Origin of the sequence: Shewanella sp. Shew256 (genome assembly GCF_002196695.1) — a bacterium.
Classification (GTDB): domain Bacteria; phylum Pseudomonadota; class Gammaproteobacteria; order Enterobacterales; family Shewanellaceae; genus Shewanella; species Shewanella mangrovisoli.
In genome coordinates this window covers 82,711-99,960 of the sequence record NZ_NAJR01000010.1, presented here as the reverse complement: position 1 = coordinate 99,960, position 17,250 = coordinate 82,711, and the positions used below count along the sequence as shown (strand labels likewise).

Annotated in this window: 9 protein-coding genes; 7 read left to right on the top strand and 2 right to left on the bottom strand. The window is 47.7% G+C overall.

Going from position 1 to position 17,250, the window contains the following annotated elements; translation table 11 throughout:
* Positions 1-1,905 (top strand): family 43 glycosylhydrolase, encoded by a 1,905-nt coding sequence (locus B5P39_RS17160; RefSeq protein ID WP_088212385.1) that lies wholly within the window; start codon positions 1-3, stop codon positions 1,903-1,905.
* Positions 1,906-2,345: 440 nt separating this feature from the next.
* On the opposite strand, the gene B5P39_RS17155 is transcribed toward B5P39_RS17160, so the two are convergent.
* A complete protein-coding gene (locus B5P39_RS17155; protein WP_088212384.1) occupies positions 2,346-3,101 on the bottom strand; it encodes a sulfite exporter TauE/SafE family protein in 756 nt (251 codons plus the stop codon).
* Positions 3,102-3,281: 180 nt separating this feature from the next.
* Positions 3,282-6,119, bottom strand: coding sequence for a TonB-dependent receptor (locus B5P39_RS17150; protein ID WP_088212383.1), 2,838 nt, complete (start codon positions 6,117-6,119; stop codon positions 3,282-3,284).
* Between the two features lie 588 nt (positions 6,120-6,707).
* On the opposite strand from B5P39_RS17150, the gene B5P39_RS17145 reads away from it, so the two are divergent.
* The 6 genes from B5P39_RS17145 to B5P39_RS17120 all read left to right on the top strand — a co-directional run bounded on the left by B5P39_RS17145 (position 6,708) and on the right by B5P39_RS17120 (position 17,250).
* Positions 6,708-10,073 carry a LamG-like jellyroll fold domain-containing protein gene (locus tag B5P39_RS17145; RefSeq protein ID WP_088212382.1) on the top strand — a complete coding sequence of 1,122 codons (3,366 nt, stop codon included), beginning with the start codon at positions 6,708-6,710 and terminating at the stop codon, positions 10,071-10,073.
* 98 nt (positions 10,074-10,171) lie between these two features.
* A complete protein-coding gene (locus B5P39_RS17140) occupies positions 10,172-11,023 on the top strand; it encodes a DMT family transporter (protein WP_088212381.1) in 852 nt (283 codons plus the stop codon).
* A 99-nt stretch (positions 11,024-11,122) separates the two neighbouring features.
* Entirely contained in the window at positions 11,123-12,019 is an 897-nt protein-coding gene (locus B5P39_RS17135; protein ID WP_088212380.1) for an SMP-30/gluconolactonase/LRE family protein, read from the top strand.
* A 688-nt stretch (positions 12,020-12,707) separates the two neighbouring features.
* Positions 12,708-15,725 carry a formate dehydrogenase-N subunit alpha gene (gene fdnG / locus B5P39_RS17130; protein WP_088212442.1) on the top strand — a complete coding sequence of 1,006 codons (3,018 nt, stop codon included), beginning with the start codon at positions 12,708-12,710 and terminating at the stop codon, positions 15,723-15,725.
* Positions 15,726-15,727: 2 nt separating this feature from the next.
* The gene (gene fdxH, locus B5P39_RS17125; RefSeq protein WP_088212379.1) at positions 15,728-16,630 is read left to right on the top strand and encodes a formate dehydrogenase subunit beta; all 903 of its coding nucleotides are present in this window, start codon (positions 15,728-15,730) and stop codon (positions 16,628-16,630) included.
* Positions 16,627-17,250: a formate dehydrogenase subunit gamma gene (locus B5P39_RS17120; RefSeq protein ID WP_023265795.1), complete on the top strand. Its 624-nt coding sequence runs from the start codon at positions 16,627-16,629 to the stop codon at positions 17,248-17,250. Before fdxH ends, B5P39_RS17120 begins: the two co-directional genes overlap by 4 nt.

Here is a 17,250-nt window from a genome sequence, read left to right as displayed (position 1 = left end):
ATGACTCATACAATCAACAAACGAATGGCTACGCTTGCGCTGGCCATGGGACTTAGTGCGACCTGCTTGGGGGCAGGTAACCTACACGCTGCAGAGAGTGCGAAGGGCGCGGATGAAAACCGCATTACCGCAGCGACCTTTGCGAATCCGTTATTTCGAAATGGGGCCGATCCTTGGCTCGAATACCACAATGGTAACTATTACCTAACGACCACCACCTGGACCTCTGAGCTGGTGATGCGTAAATCGCCCACCATTGCAGGGCTTGCCGATGCGCCAGCCCACAACATTTGGAGCGGTACCGATAAATCCAACTGCTGTAATTTTTGGGCATTCGAATTCCACCCTCTGCAAACTGCGCAGGGATTACGTTGGTACGTGATTTACACCTCGGGCGTGGCAGAAAACTTCGATGGCCAGCGTAACCATATCCTCGAGAGTGAAGGCAGTGACCCTATGGGGCCATACAAGTTTAAGGGCACGCCAATGCCCGACCACTGGAATATCGACGGCAGCTATTTGGAGTATAAAGGCCAGTTATATTTCCTCTGGTCCGAATGGCATGGCCAAGATCAAGTTAACTTGATTGCCAAGATGAGCAACCCTTGGACCGTCGAGGGCGAACATAAGGTGATCACTGCGCCCATTCACGACTGGGAAAAATCAGGCTTAAACGTCAACGAAGGCCCTGAAATCATCCAGCATGAGGGCAGAACCTTTTTAGTTCACTCGGCAAGCTTTTGTAACACTGAGGATTATTCCTTAGCCGTGGTTGAACTCACAGGTGACGATCCTATGGATCCCGCCGCATGGACTAAGTACGACAAGCCTTTCTTTAGCAAAGCCAATGGCGTCTATGGCCCTGGCCATCATGGTTTCTTCAAGTCTCCCGATGGGAAAGAAGATTGGCTCATTTACCATGGCAACTCCTCGGCCTCCGATGGCTGTAGTGGTACCCGAGCGGCACGTGCTCAACCCTTTACATGGGATAACAAAGGCTTGCCTAAATTTGGCGAACCGATGGCGGATAAAAAGCAATTGCCTGTCCCAAGTGGCGAGTTTGGTCCGATAACCACTCAAGTGGAAGGCGTGAAATACCGCATCGTGAGCCGTGAGGTCGGTCAATGCCTAGTGACCAATGCCAAGGGCCAGGTCAGTGTCGGTAAGTGCGAGGATGACAACAGCCAATGGGTAATTGATCCGAGTAACGATGGCCTGTATCGCTTTGCTAATGTGGGTCAGGGAACCTTTTTAACTCAAGCTCAGTGCCAAGATGAGTCTTCAACAGCACTGAATACTGCGCCTTGGGTCGCCTCCCGTTGTCAGCGTTGGTCGGTGGATTCGACCCGTGAAGGCTGGTTCCGTTTCGCAAACGATCGCTCTATCGGCAATCTGCAGGCGAAAAACTGCAGTAAAAAGGCCGGCGCAGAGGTGATTGCGGGGGAAAACCGTGTCAGTGAATGCACCGATTGGCGGATTGAGCCTGTCTCAACATTTGCCATAGTCAACGCCCATAGCGGCCGAGTGGTCAGTGCCGAACAATGTCAGCTTAAACCTAATGCCAATGTAGCTCAGTTTGAATACTCCGGCGATGCCTGTCAGCAGTGGCAAGCAATGCCGACAACGGATGGATTTTACCGTCTGCAATCCATCCAACTTTCAAACAACAAGGCGCAACAATGCCTTGTGACCAACGAAGGTAATCTGGAGCTAGGGGCGTGTAATGCAATCGATAGCGAGTTCCGTAGCGAACTGATGCCCAATGGCTCATTAAGGCTAGTGTCTCGCAAGGGCGGTTCGTCCATGAAAGTGGCCAATGGTTCCTATGCCAATGGCGATAACATAGTGGAAGACGTGTGGAAAAACACCATTTCACAACAGTTCTATTTTAGAGAGGTGAAATAATTCATCCCTCTAAATAACTGAGCATCACCACGGCGGTGGTAATACCCAAACAACCTGAAGATGTAGGATTCAGCGGGACTTTAACGCACTTTAGGCAAGGCGGTTATTTGAGAACCTAGTGAACTAAGTTAAAAATAACCAACACAGCATAAAGTACGTTAAAACCCGCCGGGACGGAGCGCCTAGGGCACTCCACTTCTGTGTTACATCAATTCAAAAGGTGGTCGACATTTTTACATTGATGCGCCTTGAATTGAAGCACCCTAGGCGCTCTGAAACTCGTATCTTCAGGTAGCTTGGGTATATACGCGTGCTTGTAATGTCGTTTAAGTTGAGGTCGCTTAACGGCATCTTGGTTGAGCCTTGTTTGCTCGGCACCAGAGCAGTAGTTGTGTATGCAGCTGCTGCTCTTTTTTATTCAGGCTCTCTTATCCCAAGTTTTATCCCACGAAGGCCTGCCACAATAAACGTATCGCCAGCAGTGTCAGCACCCAATTAAAGGCGACGCCGAAATGTTTATCCGTCACCCGCGCTAACATCTTAAAGCCAAGCCAGGTACCCAAGGCGCCGCTTAAAATCATGCAAAGTAGCAGCGGCCACCAGGGCAGGATAGGAATATCCAGCCCCTCAAAAACGATAATTTTGACGCCATGTTGCAGCGACATCGCCATCGCAAAGGTCGCGACAGTGCGAAAACGGTCAACGTCTAATTGTTTGATAAAGGCCGCCACTAGGGGACCTGTCGCGCCGACAAATAACGAGATAAAGGTTGTTACCGCACCAGCGATTATCGTCCCAGCTGTTCCCAGCACCACACGGGGAATTTTCGGTCCCCAGCAGGAGTACAAAATAAACAGGGCGATGGTGAGATACATTACTTTTGGCGGCAATGCGACTAACACTAAGCTCCCCAAGGCGGCGCCAACGAGCGCGCCGGGTAAGAAACGACTGATAAGCCACCACTGCACATGCTGCCAACCTAATAGGGCGCGGCCCAGATTCGAGCCCAATTGCACCACACCGTGGAGGGGAATAATTACTTGAGGCGGAAGGACTTGCGCCATCACGCCTAATAACATTACGCCACCACCAATCCCGAAGCAGGCAGTAAAAAACGAAGTAAACGCCGCAGTAATAGTCAGCAGGGCAAAAATATCGATAGGGATCAGCGTAAAGTTGAACCAAGCGGTATACATAGTCAATATTCGAGGAAGAGTGGGATCCTTAAACTAACAAAGCTTGCCCAGAGACAAAAGCAGTTTGATGGCCAGCAAGTACGTAAGCACGTCTAAGGCTTTTGCTATGCATTTAAATTAAATGCATAAAAAAAGCTAATCCACAGGATTAGCTTTTTCGGTTTACACAACAGTGGTCAATTAGAAGGAGTAACGCGCACCGAGAGCAAAAGTACGGGTGTAGATACTGTTCGTACGGTTATAGAGTACTGAGTCTTCATAGTATTCTTGATACACATCATCAAGAATATTTGTCGCATCGAAGGTTAATACAAACTCATCACTGATGTTGTAGCTGAACTGGAAGTCCAGTGATTGCTCTGGCTTACGGTAAATACCGCGTGGCATGGCAAAGCTACCTGCATCATACGCACTTAAGAATTTATCACGCCAAGTGTATGATAAACGAGCGCTGTAATCGTCTTTATCATAAATCAATACCGCACTCATAGAAGTATCAGACACACCGAATAGTTCACGAGTTGTAGTACCAATTTGCTCACCACTCTCAGAGTCAAACTCAGGAATGTCTTGGCTTGAGTCTAAGAAGGTTGCACTGACTTGAGTACCTAAACCATCTAGGTAACTAGGCATATTCTCTGGGAAATATACAGTACCTAGCTCAAATCCTGTCAGCTTTCCGTTTGAAGCGTTTTCTGGACGGCTTAAGATATATTTTTTGGTTTCGCCGTCAACTTCACGGGTAATAGTAGAAGAAGAGTTAAATACGAAACCTTCAATATCACGACGGAAATAAGTACCGAATATGGAAGATCCTTCACCAAAGTAATATTCCAATGAGAAATCATAGTTTTGTGAAGTAGTAGGTTCTAACTTAGAGTTACCACTTGAAGCTTGACCGAACCCAAGCTTTGTTAAGTCCTCTGTATAAGAAATCGCAGTGGTTAAATCGCCAAAGGCGGGACGACGAATCGTTTCAGTGTAGGCAAAACGTGCGACCAAGTCGTCAGTTAACCAGAAGCGTACCATTAAGCTTGGTAATAACTCCGCACTTCCATTGGTATCTGTGTCATGAACGAGATAGTATCGAATGTCATCAACAACATCCTCTGCAGCATATTTTTTGCGTTCCCAGAAATCCATATCTGCATCGGCTTTCTCATAGCGAAGGCCGATTTGACCATCAACTTGCTTACCCCACAACTCGGTTTCAAAATCACTTTGGATGTATGCAGCATATGATTTTTCGGTGATATCATAGTTGGTATACATGGCAAGTGCTTGTTCATCTGCACCATACATGGCCTCAATTGCCGCACGGTTTGCGTACAAATAGTTGCCATTGGCAATTGCCCAGCTGGTTGGCACATTTCCGCGACCATCGAAGAAGCCGGAGGTTACGGTGAACATGTTAGGATCAAGATCGCTAAACAACACGTTGGTGTTTAAAGAACCGGCATCGTAAAGTCCGTGTTTGGCACCACGTTGTTCTGCACGAACACCAAATTTCATCTTAGTAAATATGCCGTAGTCGAGGAAATAGTCACCATCGAACGTCCAAGTAACTGAATCACCTTCGTCCTTAGCGCCACTATCGTATACGTTAGAAGTTTGCCAAAGCGCCAGTTGAGTTAAATCAGACTCATTAATATCAGTGTCTGGATTATCTAAATAAACCCAACTAGGTACACCACCGCTTTTGTCGTTATAGTCAACATCAACACCGTAGAAAGTTTTAGTACTATTCGCGCTTTCACCGCGCATCGCCAGAAATTGTGATTCATAGGTACTGGTTTGATAGACCACTTCAGACTTTAACGTCAAATTGTCAAAGTCCCACTTACCTCCTAAGGCAAATACATAACTATCTGTTTTGTTATGGCTATGATCTGAACTGCTAAAACCAGCGACATTGTAAGCAGTACGCGATTTAACCACGTTAGTACCATCATACACTTCAATACCATCTTGAATCACTTGGCTCCAGTTCGCAGAAGAATCTACGTTGCTAAAGAGCATAGAGTTGAAGTTATCATTACGATAACCGTTATAGAATGCTTCAAAAAGATATTCGGAAGTATCAGTTGGCGCCCATTGCAATGATAGGTTCAGTGCTGGACGTTCACGCTCACCGTTATTCATATTTTGGAATACGGCGTCACGCATGAGCAGATATTCTTGACCGTTGAGTAAGGCCCCTTCACTGGTATCTAAACCATGGGCTAAACCACGAGTCCAATAAGCATCGTCAACTTGTACGCCAGTTTCAGCGTAATAGGGCATTGATGCGCCAGGTGCAACCACTTGGTCATTATAGTTAGTGCGGATATAAGACACGTTAACTAATGCGCCCACTTCACCAATACTGGTATCCCAGCGGTCGCTAATTAAAGCGCTGAAATTGGGATCGATAGTGTCAGGCTGATCAGAGTAAATCCCTTTGGCTGCTACCGAAATTTTTTCTTCTTGGAAATCAAAAGGTCTATGAGTACGAATGTCAATTTGACCTGCGATACCGCTGGCGACTTGAGAAGATGAACGGGTTTTAAAGACTTCAACACTGCCGAGTAATGCCGCAGGTACGTCAGCAATAGCGACTTCACGACCTGCTGCTGTGAAAACTTGACGGCCGTTAACTGTAGTGGTGACGTCGGTTAAACCACGAATACTCACGGTATTGGCTTCACCTGAGGCACGGTCAGTGACTTGGACACCGGTTACCCGTTGTAAGGCTTCAACCACGTTATTATCTGGAAATTTGCCAATATCTTCAGCAATAATGGCATCGACAACTTGAATGTTTTGGCGTTTAAGTTCTACCGCTTTATTTAAACTACCGCGGATCCCCTGAACCTGAATGATCTCCATCTCTTCGTTATTTTGCGCTTTACCGCCAGAAGAGGGCTGTGCCGTTTCTTCCGCCTGAGGCGATTGAGTCGCTTCAGCTTCTGCCGCATACGTCGCTTGACTAGCAAGAGCAAGCAGAATAGCACTTGCCAAATAAGTCTGTTTAAACATCTAGTTAATCTCCGGTAGTTTTATTATTTGACCCGGTAGCCTAAGACACCATCTGACGTCCCGGTCTTTTTTATTCCACTTCAGAGTCACGGACATCCCCACAGTGTCCCTGAAAATTTAGAATTTTGTTGCCTATTTTGTAGCGTATAGTGCGCCGCATTAAGTCAATTACGCTCCAACGGGCGAGGTTAAGAATTTATCATAACTGTTAAAATCATATTGTATGACTATATTGCATGTCAACTCACTGTTTGACGCAATAGGAAAGCAAGATCACATTTCGTTAAAATGCGGAAAAAGGGATGAATTACGGTTATCTATTTGAAATAAAATGAATTAATTTAAAATGATGATGGTTTGATGGTGAAAACACGACCTGAGTTGAATAGGCACAACAGACCCAGGAAGCTGACCTTAACGTCAAATGTTTTGCAAAATCTCACAAATCTCTGTCACAAGATATTTACTTCTATCCCCAGAATGCTAATGTAATTTTAGTGTTACAGTAGTATTGTATTACTTTTGGATTTAGTACATTGATAAACGCTAACCTAATTATCAAACACAACAATAAAAGGAACGACGCTCATGGTGCTTAAACGCTCATTCGTGTCAGCAAGCTTGATCATGGCACTAGCCTCCTGTGGTGGGGACGACAGCAGCTACAGTGCAGACGACACAAATACCTTTACACTTCCTCCCCCTATGACATCGGCGGATCCGACAATTGCAGGTGAGGTGAGCTACAAAAATGCAGTGGTTCATGATCCTTCCATCATTAAAGATACCGATGGCACCTATTATGTTTTCGGCTCCCACCTCGCGGTGGCCAGTTCTACTGATTTAATAAACTGGACACAAATTGCCTCGGATGGTGCAGCCAAGAGCAGCCTGTTTAATACCTATGAGTCAGAAATCGCGGAAGGCACCGCATGGACGGGCGGCTTTGTCGGCTCGTGGGCACCGGATGTGATAAAGCTTGCCGACGGTAAGTACCATTTCTATTACGACTTCTGTGGCGGTCCCGATAAGATTGATTGTGTATCACGCTCCTATTTGGGGATGGCGACTTCTGACAATATTCTTGGTCCCTATGTAAACCAAGGTTTGATCTTAAAAAGTGGGCACATTGGGGCCGAAAATCCTGGCGTGAATGGTCAAATCTACGATGGTTTTGTCGACCCTAACGCTATCGATCCCGCCGTGTTTTACGATAAAGATGGCGGCCTGTGGATGACCTATGGTTCCTATTCCGGCGGGATCTGGGTGATGCAGTTAGATCCAGCAACGGGTAAACCGTTAGCGGATCAGGGCTATGGCACTAAGATCATGGGCGGCAACTACAGTGCGATTGAAGGGTCTTATGTTATCTATAGCCCTGAATCCGAATACTATTATATGTTTACCTCTTTTGGTGGCTTCGCCCAAAAAGACGGATACAACATTCGTATCTCCCGCTCTAAAAATCCTAACGGTCCCTATGTGGATGCTGCGGGTCTCGACATGATTGGCGCAACGGCCGCAGGCAATATCGCCGACTATGGCGTAAAACTGATGGGCGGTTTCCAATTTGTGGCCCACCCGGGCGATGTGGGACATGATCACGGTTACCTGTCACCCGGCCACAACTCCGCTTTTTATGATGCACAAACGGGCAAATACTTCTTAGTATTCCATACGCGCTTCCCTGATACTGGCGAAGGTCACAGCGTGCGCGTGCATGAGCTATTTCTCAACAGCGATGGTTGGTTAGTTGCCTCACCACAGCGTTATGCACCGATCAACGGCGATAACATTGTCGATGAAATCGATGTCACTGGTGATTATCAATTCATTAATCACGCAAAAAATATTAATACTGCGGCGCATACCTCCCTGCACATTAAGTTATCCCGTACTTGGACCAATAAAGGTACTGTCTCTGGCGATGTGACAGGAGCTTACCAACAGGGCGATGACAACCAAATCACCTTAACGCTAGACAATTTAGGCACTTTTGAAGGCGTACTCGCCTGGCAATGGGATCCTGAACAAAACAAACTCATGCCAACCTTTAGCGCCATTTCTAATGATGGGGTGAGTATTTGGGGCGTGAAGCTCACCGATAAAACCACTGAGGAAATTTTATCGGCATCGGCAAATGGCATTAGCCTGCCGACCGAAGTCACCGAAGGCACGCTCGCCTTACCGACACAAGGTACCCGTGGATCAACTATCGAGTGGCAATCGAGCGACGAGTCAGTAATCAGAACCGATGGCACCATTATCCGACCCAACGTTGGCGAGGGCGATAAGGTCGTGACCTTAACCGCGACAATTATGGTCAATGGTAAGAAGGTGACTAAAACCTTCCAAATTACCGTATTTGCCCATAAAACCTATAACCGTATTGCCCACTACAGCTTCGAGAATAACCTCAAGGATTCCCTAGGCTTATTTGGTGATGGTCAACCCACTGGCGATAGGATCTTCAAAGCGGGTGATGCCATTGGTTACGCCACAGGCTTTGAAGGACAAGCCCTATCATTAGATGGTGCCCACGGGGTGTTACTGCCATCGGGCATTATCTCCAGCTACGAGTACACAGTGTCTTTTTGGGCAAGTCCTGCGGTTATCACAGGATTTACCACGGCATTCTTTGGCGCAGTTAACGAGCAAACCGCTGAAGATGGTAGCAAGTTCTCCAATACCTGGGTCAGCTTGCTGCCACAGGGCTGGGACGGTAATACCATGTTCTGGAGCCATAATATCGATACCAGTGGCAGCTCAGTACTGGAGACCTGGTTTGATGGGGTAACGGGTGAGCGCATAGCTGAAAACACTTGGTCGCATCTGGCGTTCTCCGTCAATAAAGGGCTCGTTAAAGTCTTTATCAACGGGGTTGAGCGCTTTAGCAGCGGTAACCTTGCCAACTACTTTACGGGGGCTCAGGGCGTTTTCGGTCTTGGGGTTAACTACTGGGATGTTCCATACAACGGCCTTATCGATGAGCTAAAAGTATATGAAGCGGCATTAACGGCTGAAGAAGTCAAAGCCCTCGATATCGACAAGTTAGCCGATAGTGAACTCTTGTCCTCAGCAACGGCCATTCTGGAGCTAGGCGACTTATCGGCGGTGCGTGAAAATATCGAACTGCCAGTAACGGGTCCTTATGCTTCGGCCATTTCATGGGAATCGTCAGATCCAACGACTATTGATACTCATGGTGGCGTAACGCAACCTGTTCGTGGTGAAGAAGACAAGGTTGTCACCTTAACGGCGACCTTAAAACTGGGTAATGCGACCCAAACCAAAGTCTTCACGGCAACCGTTAAAGCTAAGAATCCGCCAACACCGGTCGCAATCTATAGTTTTGAAGACAATCTTAACGACAGTACCGCTAACTTCGGCGCGGGCACTGTAGTGGGTAACCTGATTGGCGTTGAAGGCGGTAAAATCAGCTATGTGGATGGCGCGGTAGGCAAGGCGGCGGTCTTTGATGGTGCCTCTGGTATTGTATTGCCGAATAACCTTATCAAAGACTACACCTATTCAGTGTCAATGTGGCTCAACCCTGAGCAGCTGAATAAGTACACTACAGCCTTGTTTGGTTATGCGACGGATTCCAGCTGGACCAGCGTCTTACCAGGCGGTCAAAATGATTATGAGCGCATGGTACTCTGGTCAGGCACCGCGTGGTACGACGGTAGAACTGGTTTTGTGATGCCAAAATCCCAATGGACGCACCTTGCGTACACAGTGAATGGCGGCGAGGTGAAGGTCTATATCAATGGTGAATTGAAGTTTACCGGCGCGAACTTCCCGAACATCTTCTCAGTACCGACCACTAAGTTTGCGGTCGGGGTCAACTTCTGGGATACGCCTTTCAAAGGTGCAATCGATGAAATCAAGTTCTATGACGAAGCGATTACTGAACAAGATGTAGCTGATTTATTTGGTGAATCTAATCAATAATCTAGATTAGCTGTCTATACTGAAAGCACCCATTCGGGTGCTTTTTTATTGTCTGCAACATTGCAATTGAGTTTGGTTATCCGCGACTAAGGAATTTGATGACTGTTTTTCGTCTATTTATGCTAACGACGCTTACCATGTTGGCCTTTGCCTGTAACTCGATACTTTGCCGGCTTGCGTTAAAGGATGGCAGTATCGATGCCGGCAGCTTTACCCTGATCCGCTTGTTGTCTGGGGCCATCATGCTCTGGCTATTAAGCCTTAACAAGCCTGCACCGGAGGCCAAGGGCCATTGGAGCTCAGCCTTGGCATTGTTTGTCTACGCAGCGGGGTTTTCCTACGCCTATATCAATATGACGGCCTCAATGGGGGCACTGCTACTCTTTGGCGCCGTTCAAGCCACCATGATTGGCTATGGGCTGTACCGAAAAGAACCCTTTAATACCAGACAATGGTTTGGGTTGGCCTGCGCAGCCGCGGGGTTGCTTTTTCTGTTGTTACCCGGGCTGTCGGCGCCGCCGCTTTTGAGCTCATTGCTGATGATAAGCGCCGGAGTCGCTTGGGGGATTTACTCGATTAAAGGCAAAGGGGCCCAGCATCCCATTCCAATCAGTGCGGGCAACTTTATCCGCACTGTGCCGATGGCACTGTTATTACTGCTATTAGTTCGAGATCCCTTAGCGGTAAGTCAGATGGGAATTATCTATGCGTTAGTCTCAGGCGCCATCGCTTCAGGCTTAGGTTATGCAATTTGGTATTCTATATTACCTTTATTGTCATCTACTTACGCCGCTACTGTACAATTGAGTGTGCCGTTAATTGCCGCTGTTGGGGGAGTGCTATTGCTGGGTGAACCCCTGAGCCTTCGATTATTGGCAGCTTCCTGTGCCATCCTCGGTGGCATTGCACTGGTTGTGCTCAGCAAATCTGCACCACAAAATAAAAGCTAAATAGAAAGAAACATTTATCTTTTCCTTTTGCCCTTGCGTCATCCAACGCCTTGTTTAAGAATAAGGCCATTCTGGGTAAAAGGATGTCTTGAGTAAATCATGCAAACGGTCACGGTTGGCGAGCTGTTGATGACAATCCCTGTTGGCAACCGTCTTGGCGAAGGTGTGTTATGGGATGAGTTACACCAATCTATTTGGTGGACCGACATTTTATCCGCTGTGATTTATCGTTTTTATCTCGCCACCCGCACCCTAGATACTTTCCCCATGCCCCACCGCGTCGGCTCCTTTGGCCTCACGGCAAAGCCTACAACACTTATCGTCGCCTTCGATATTGGTATTGCATTCTATGATATTGAAGAACAAAGCCTGACATGGTTGGCGCAGCCAGAGGCTCAGATTGAGGGAAATCGCTTTAACGATGGTCGCATCGATAGGCAAGGGCGTTTTTGGGCAGGCACTATGGTGGAACAACGTCATAGTGAAGCACAACACGCCGCCCTGTATTGCATTGACGAGAAAGGGCATTGCCACCAACGCCTAACGCATCTCGAAATCTCCAACGGCCTATGCTGGAGTCCAGATGGACGAACGCTCTACCATGCCGATTCGCCAACACATCAAATCCATCAATATGATGTTGATATTCAAACGGGGTTATTGAGTCGTAAGCGCCTGTTTGCGACCACCAGCAATCGTGTTTTTCCTGATGGCTCAGATGTCGATGCAGAAGGTTACCTCTGGAATGCCCAGTGGGGCGGTGGCCAAGTGGTGCGCTATCGTCCCAATGGTGAAGTCGATCTTATCCTCAAGTTACCCGTTACCCATCCAACCAGCATCGCCTTTGGCGGTGAAAGACGCGATCTGCTGATCGTCACCAGTGCCAAACACTCACTTGAACCATCGCAATTAGAGCAAGAACCGCAAGCCGGCGATGTGTTTATCTACCAATTAAATGGTATTTGTGGCTTAGACAGTCCGCGCTTTAACGGTTAGTTTGTGATAAAAATCGCTAACACCTGTTATGAAATCAATCATTAAAACTATTCTTTAAATCAATCTTTATAGCTTTAGTTTATAGCTTTATTGAGTCGATTTATTGCTTGCAAAACGTTCTACACTGAGGGTTGATAAGTGATTTTCTATGGTGTTTTCATCACTCAAGTGGCAACTATTCGCTGCTGTTTAAACCGCTTAACTCACTGCTAGCTACATTGATAGAGACCACTGTTAGCAACATCCATTGGAAAAACGGTTGTTTTCTGCCGATCATTTCTCTTAAATTGTGATCTTGCTCTAAAAGTGCCTAATCGGTATTTTCATTCATATTTTGACCAATCGCCGTCACTTTTGTGATGCGCGTCAACAATAAGATTTACCCCAAATGGAACTTGGTACAAAGTGGACAAAATGGCTAATCAAAATGTCCATGCCGATAAAATCACTTAAATATCGTAAGAGTTAGTTTTTATAGATTTTAACTCCAACAAGAATCATATAAACAACTTATTTTGGTTAAATGTTCTTTTGATAGCTTAATGTGATTTCGATCACCTGTTAGAAATTGTCATTATTAGTCACTTTTTTATACTCGCACCATGAGTAGGGTTAAGTTCTCTACTCAAGCCTGCAGCGTACGCGCTGCAACTTAGTGAGCACATAAAAGAGAGTGTGTGAAATGACAATGAATAGACGACAGTTTTTTAAACTCTGTGCTGTGGGAGCCGCGACTTCTGCTATTTCTGCACTGGGGTTAATGTCCGAAAAGGCATTTGCATCCGTCAGAGGTTTTAAATTGCTGCGCGCAAAAGAGACGCGTAACAATTGTTGCTACTGCTCTGTGGGTTGTGGTTTGTTGATGTACAGCCAGAGCAGCAACGGGAAAAATGCGGAGCAGAGCATTTTTCATATTGAGGGTGATGCCGATAATCCGATTAACCGCGGTGCTCTGTGTCCTAAGGGTGCAGGCTTGGTTGACTATGTAAACAGCCCGCACCGTTTGAAATATCCTGAAGTGCGTTTACCCGGTTCGGATAAATGGCAGCGCATTAGCTGGCATGAGGCCTTTAAGCGTATCGCGAGACTCATCAAAGACGAGCGTGATGCCAATCTGGTTGAGAAAAATGCCCAGGGTCAAACCGTTAACCGCTTAGTCAGCCTAGGCATGATGACCTCATCGGCCCAAGCAAACGAAGGCTGTTACATCACCCATAAATTTGGCCGTGCCATTGGTATGCTAGGGATAGATAACATCGCCCGCGTTTGCCACGCCCCAACACCGGCCGCAATGGCGCCCACCTTTGGCCGCGGTGCTATGACGAACCACTGGGCGGATATGAAAAATACCGATCTGGCCATTGTGATGGGTGGTAATGCTGCAGAAGCGCACCCCGTCGGCTTTGGTTGGGTGACAGAAGCGATGGAGCATAACAACGCCAAGTTGATTGTGGTCGATCCGCGCTTTAACCGCAGTGCTGCCGTCGCCGATTTATATGCGCCTATTCGTTCGGGCACCGATATTGCCTTCCTGCTCGGCATGATCCGCTATCTGCTCGAAACGCAACAAATCAACCTTAACTATGTCAAAGCCTATACCAACGCCTCATTTATCGTGCGGGAAGACTTTGAATTTAATGACGGTTTATTCAGTGGCTACGATGAGGCTAACCATAAATACGACCAATCCACTTGGTTCTATGAGTTAGATGAAGAGGGCTACGCTAAGGTTGACCCTAGCTTAAGTCATCCACGCTGCGTGATTAACCTGTTGAAAAAACACGTTGATCGCTACGATCCTGACACAGTGTCAAGCATCACAGGTACGCCGAAAGACGCCTATCTTGAAGTGTGTCAGCAAATTGGGGCGACCCATGTTGACCATAAAGCTGCAACCTTCCTGTATGCCCTCGGTTGGACACAGCACAGCGTCGGCGCACAAAACATCCGTACCATGGCGATGATCCAATTGCTGCTTGGTAATATGGGGATCATGGGCGGCGGTGTCAACGCGCTGCGTGGTCACTCAAACGTTCAAGGCGCGACGGACTTAGGTTTATTGTGCCAAGGATTACCTGGCTACCTTAAACTGCCACAAGATAAAGATGTTGATTTACAAAACTATTTAGCCCATTACACCCCCAAAGCCCTAAGACCAAACCAAACCAACTATTGGCACAATTACCCAGCCTTTACCGTGTCGTTGTTAAAAGCGTTTTTCGGGGATCATGCCACCGCAGAAAACGATTATGGTTATGACTGGCTGCCAAAGTGGGACCAACAGTACGATATCAATAAGCAAATCGACATGATGGTTCACGGTGAGGTTAACGGCTACTTTATCCAAGGCATCAACGCACTTAACTCCCAGCCCGATAAGCAAAAAGTGTCTAAGGGCTTGTCTAATCTGAAGTTCTTAGTAGTGCTCGATGCGCTGGCAAATGAAACCTCCAGCTTCTGGCGCAATGCGGGTCAGTTTAACGATGTGGATACGGCCAGCATTCAAACTGAAGTCTTCCGCTTACCAACTACCTGTTTTGCTGAGGAAAGTGGTTCGATTGCTAACTCGAGCCGTTGGTTACAATGGCACTTTAAGGGCGCTAATCCACCCGGCGAAGCCTTATCTGATCCGGCAATTCTTTCTGGCATCATGCTGGAATTAAAACGTTTATACCGTGAAGAGGGCGGCCGTTTACCTGAGCCTATTGAAGCCATCAAGTGGGATTATGCGATGGAGCATGAACCCAGCTCCGAGGAAATCGCGCAGGAGATGAATGGTTATGATCTCACGACCGGTAAGCTACTCAATGGCTTCTCCGAGTTAAAAGCCGATGGCTCAACCTCATGTGGTATTTGGGTTTACTCCGGCATGTGGACCGAAGCGGGCAACCTCATGGCGCGTCGCGATAATAGCGATCCGTCCGGTAAAGGCATTACTCCGAATTGGTCATTTGCTTGGCCAGCTAACCGCCGCATCTTGTACAACCGCGCCTCCTGCGACGTACAAGGTAAGCCGCGCGATCCGAGCCGTGTGCTGCTCGAATACAAGGACAACAAGTGGCAGGGCATTGATGTGCCAGACTTTAATGCCAAGTTGAATGCCGAAGATTCGGCACATCCTTTCATCATGCAAGCCGATGGTGTTGGCCATTTATTTGCCCTGCGTGACTTAAAAGATGGTCCATTCCCAGAGCATTATGAGCCGTTCGAATCGCCACTAGCGAGTAACCCACTGCATCCTAAAGTCACCAATAATCCGGTGGCACGGATGTTCAAAGGCTTGCGTGAAAGCTTTGGTACCAATGAAGAATTCCCCTATGTCGGCACTACTTACTCAATGACGGAGCACTTCAACAACTGGACCACACATTGCCAGCTGGCTGCGATTACCCAGCCACAGCACTTTATCGAAATCGATGAAACGTTAGCGGCGGAAAAGGGCATCAATAACGGTGATTGGGTCAAAGTAAGCTCTAAACGCTCGCATATTGTCACTAAGGCCTATGTGACTAAACGACTCCAACCCATGATGGTTCAGGGCAAAAAAGTCCACACCATTGGTATTCCACGCCATGGCAGTTACGAGGCCTTGACGCAGAAGAGTTATATCGTCAACGAGCTGACTTCATCTGTGGGTGATGCCAACACCCAAACCCCTGAATATAAAGCATTCCTTGTGAATATTGCCAAAGCGGAGGGCTTCTAATTATGGCTTCTCAAGATATTATCCGCATCTCAGGCACCACGGATATCACCCCTGCGTCTCAAGCACGCATTGGTGCGGTCCAGCAAGTGACTAAACTGTTTGATGCGACTAAATGTACCGGCTGTAAGGCCTGTCAGGTTGCCTGCTCCGAATGGAATGACCTTCGTGAAGATGTCGGTACTTTCCAAGGCAGTTACCAGAACCCAATGATACTGTCACCCGAAAGCTGGAACATAATGCAGTATCACGAAGTGATGGATAACAATAAGTTGCGCTGGCAATTTACCCACACTGCCTGTATGCATTGTGCCGATCCAGCCTGCTTAAAAGCCTGCTCAACCAGCGGCGCGATTGTGCAGCATGCTAATGGCACAGTGGATTTTGACTCGAACAAATGTATTGGCTGCGGCTATTGCGCCAGTGCCTGTCCTTTCAATGTGCCTAAGATCAGCGCCAAAGATAACAAAGCCTATAAGTGCACCCTGTGCTCCGATAGGCTCGCCGTAGGCCTTGAGCCTTCCTGCGTTAAAACCTGCACCGTGGGCGCACTGCGTTTTGGTACCCGCGAAGACATGTTGTTCTATGCCGAAAAACGCGTCGAGCAGTTAAAGGAACGTGGCTTCAGCAAGGCGGGACTTTATAACCCCGAGGGCGTTGGCGGAACGCATATGATGATGATCCTCCACGACATCACACAACCCGAAACCTATGGCATGCCAAAGGATCCGCAAATCCCCGCCGCCACCGAATGGCGTCAAGATTGGCTCAAACCTTTGGGCACCGCAGGCTTGCTCGCAACGGCGGCGTTCGCCCTGATGCACCGCATTGCGGTAGGGCGCAACATCGTCGAGGAAGATCAGCCCGGTTACATTGATGCCGGCGCCACAGAGGAGGAAAAGCAATGAGTCATAAAGAGATGATAGTGCGCCATAAGCTCGTTGATCGTCTATGTCACTGGACCATAGTCTTTGTGGGCTTAGTGACCTTTTTAACGGGATTCTCGTTTTTTTACCCTTCGTTCCAGTGGCTGAGTGGCATTGTTGGCACCCCACAACTGGCAAAAGTGATGCATCCATTCTTCGGGATCGCTATGTGTCTGCTGCTGGCGGTGATGCTGATCCGCTATTACCAGCACAATAAGTGGAATAAGTACGATTTGCCATGGATGAAAGCCGTGGTGTGGGTGTTACTGCAAAAAGAAGAGAACATTCCGCCCGTGGGCCATTACAACCCAGGTCAGAAAATGTTATTCCGCGCCTTTGTGGTTTTTGTACTGGCGTTTCTGATCAGCGGCATCATGATGTGGCAACCTTATTTTGCCCCCATGTTCTCGGCAGAAGCCGTCAATTGGGCCACCTTAGTCCACTCGGCCTGCGGCATATTAATGCTGTTATCCCTGGTGGTACACGTATGGATGGCCTGCTGGATTGAAGGCTCTATCACAGGGATGCTCTACGGCAAAGTCTCTAAGGCTTGGGCCCGTAAGCACCACCCAGCCATGTTAGAAGAACACGAGGAAAAATAG

Bases quoted from the DNA above. Each gene is read 5' to 3' on its own strand.
- B5P39_RS17155 (WP_088212384.1), bottom strand. From the start codon at position 3,101: ATGTATACCGCTTGGTTCAACTTTACGCTGATCCCTATCGATATTTTT.
- B5P39_RS17140 (WP_088212381.1), top strand. From the start codon at position 10,172: ATGACTGTTTTTCGTCTATTTATGCTAACGACGCTTACCATGTTGGCC.
- B5P39_RS17145 (WP_088212382.1), top strand. From the start codon at position 6,708: ATGGTGCTTAAACGCTCATTCGTGTCAGCAAGCTTGATCATGGCACTA.
- fdxH (WP_088212379.1), top strand. From the start codon at position 15,728: ATGGCTTCTCAAGATATTATCCGCATCTCAGGCACCACGGATATCACC.
- B5P39_RS17150 (WP_088212383.1), bottom strand. From the start codon at position 6,119: ATGTTTAAACAGACTTATTTGGCAAGTGCTATTCTGCTTGCTCTTGCT.
- B5P39_RS17135 (WP_088212380.1), top strand. From the start codon at position 11,123: ATGCAAACGGTCACGGTTGGCGAGCTGTTGATGACAATCCCTGTTGGC.
- B5P39_RS17120 (WP_023265795.1), top strand. From the start codon at position 16,627: ATGAGTCATAAAGAGATGATAGTGCGCCATAAGCTCGTTGATCGTCTA.
- fdnG (WP_088212442.1), top strand. From the start codon at position 12,708: ATGAATAGACGACAGTTTTTTAAACTCTGTGCTGTGGGAGCCGCGACT.
- B5P39_RS17160 (WP_088212385.1), top strand. From the start codon at position 1: ATGACTCATACAATCAACAAACGAATGGCTACGCTTGCGCTGGCCATG.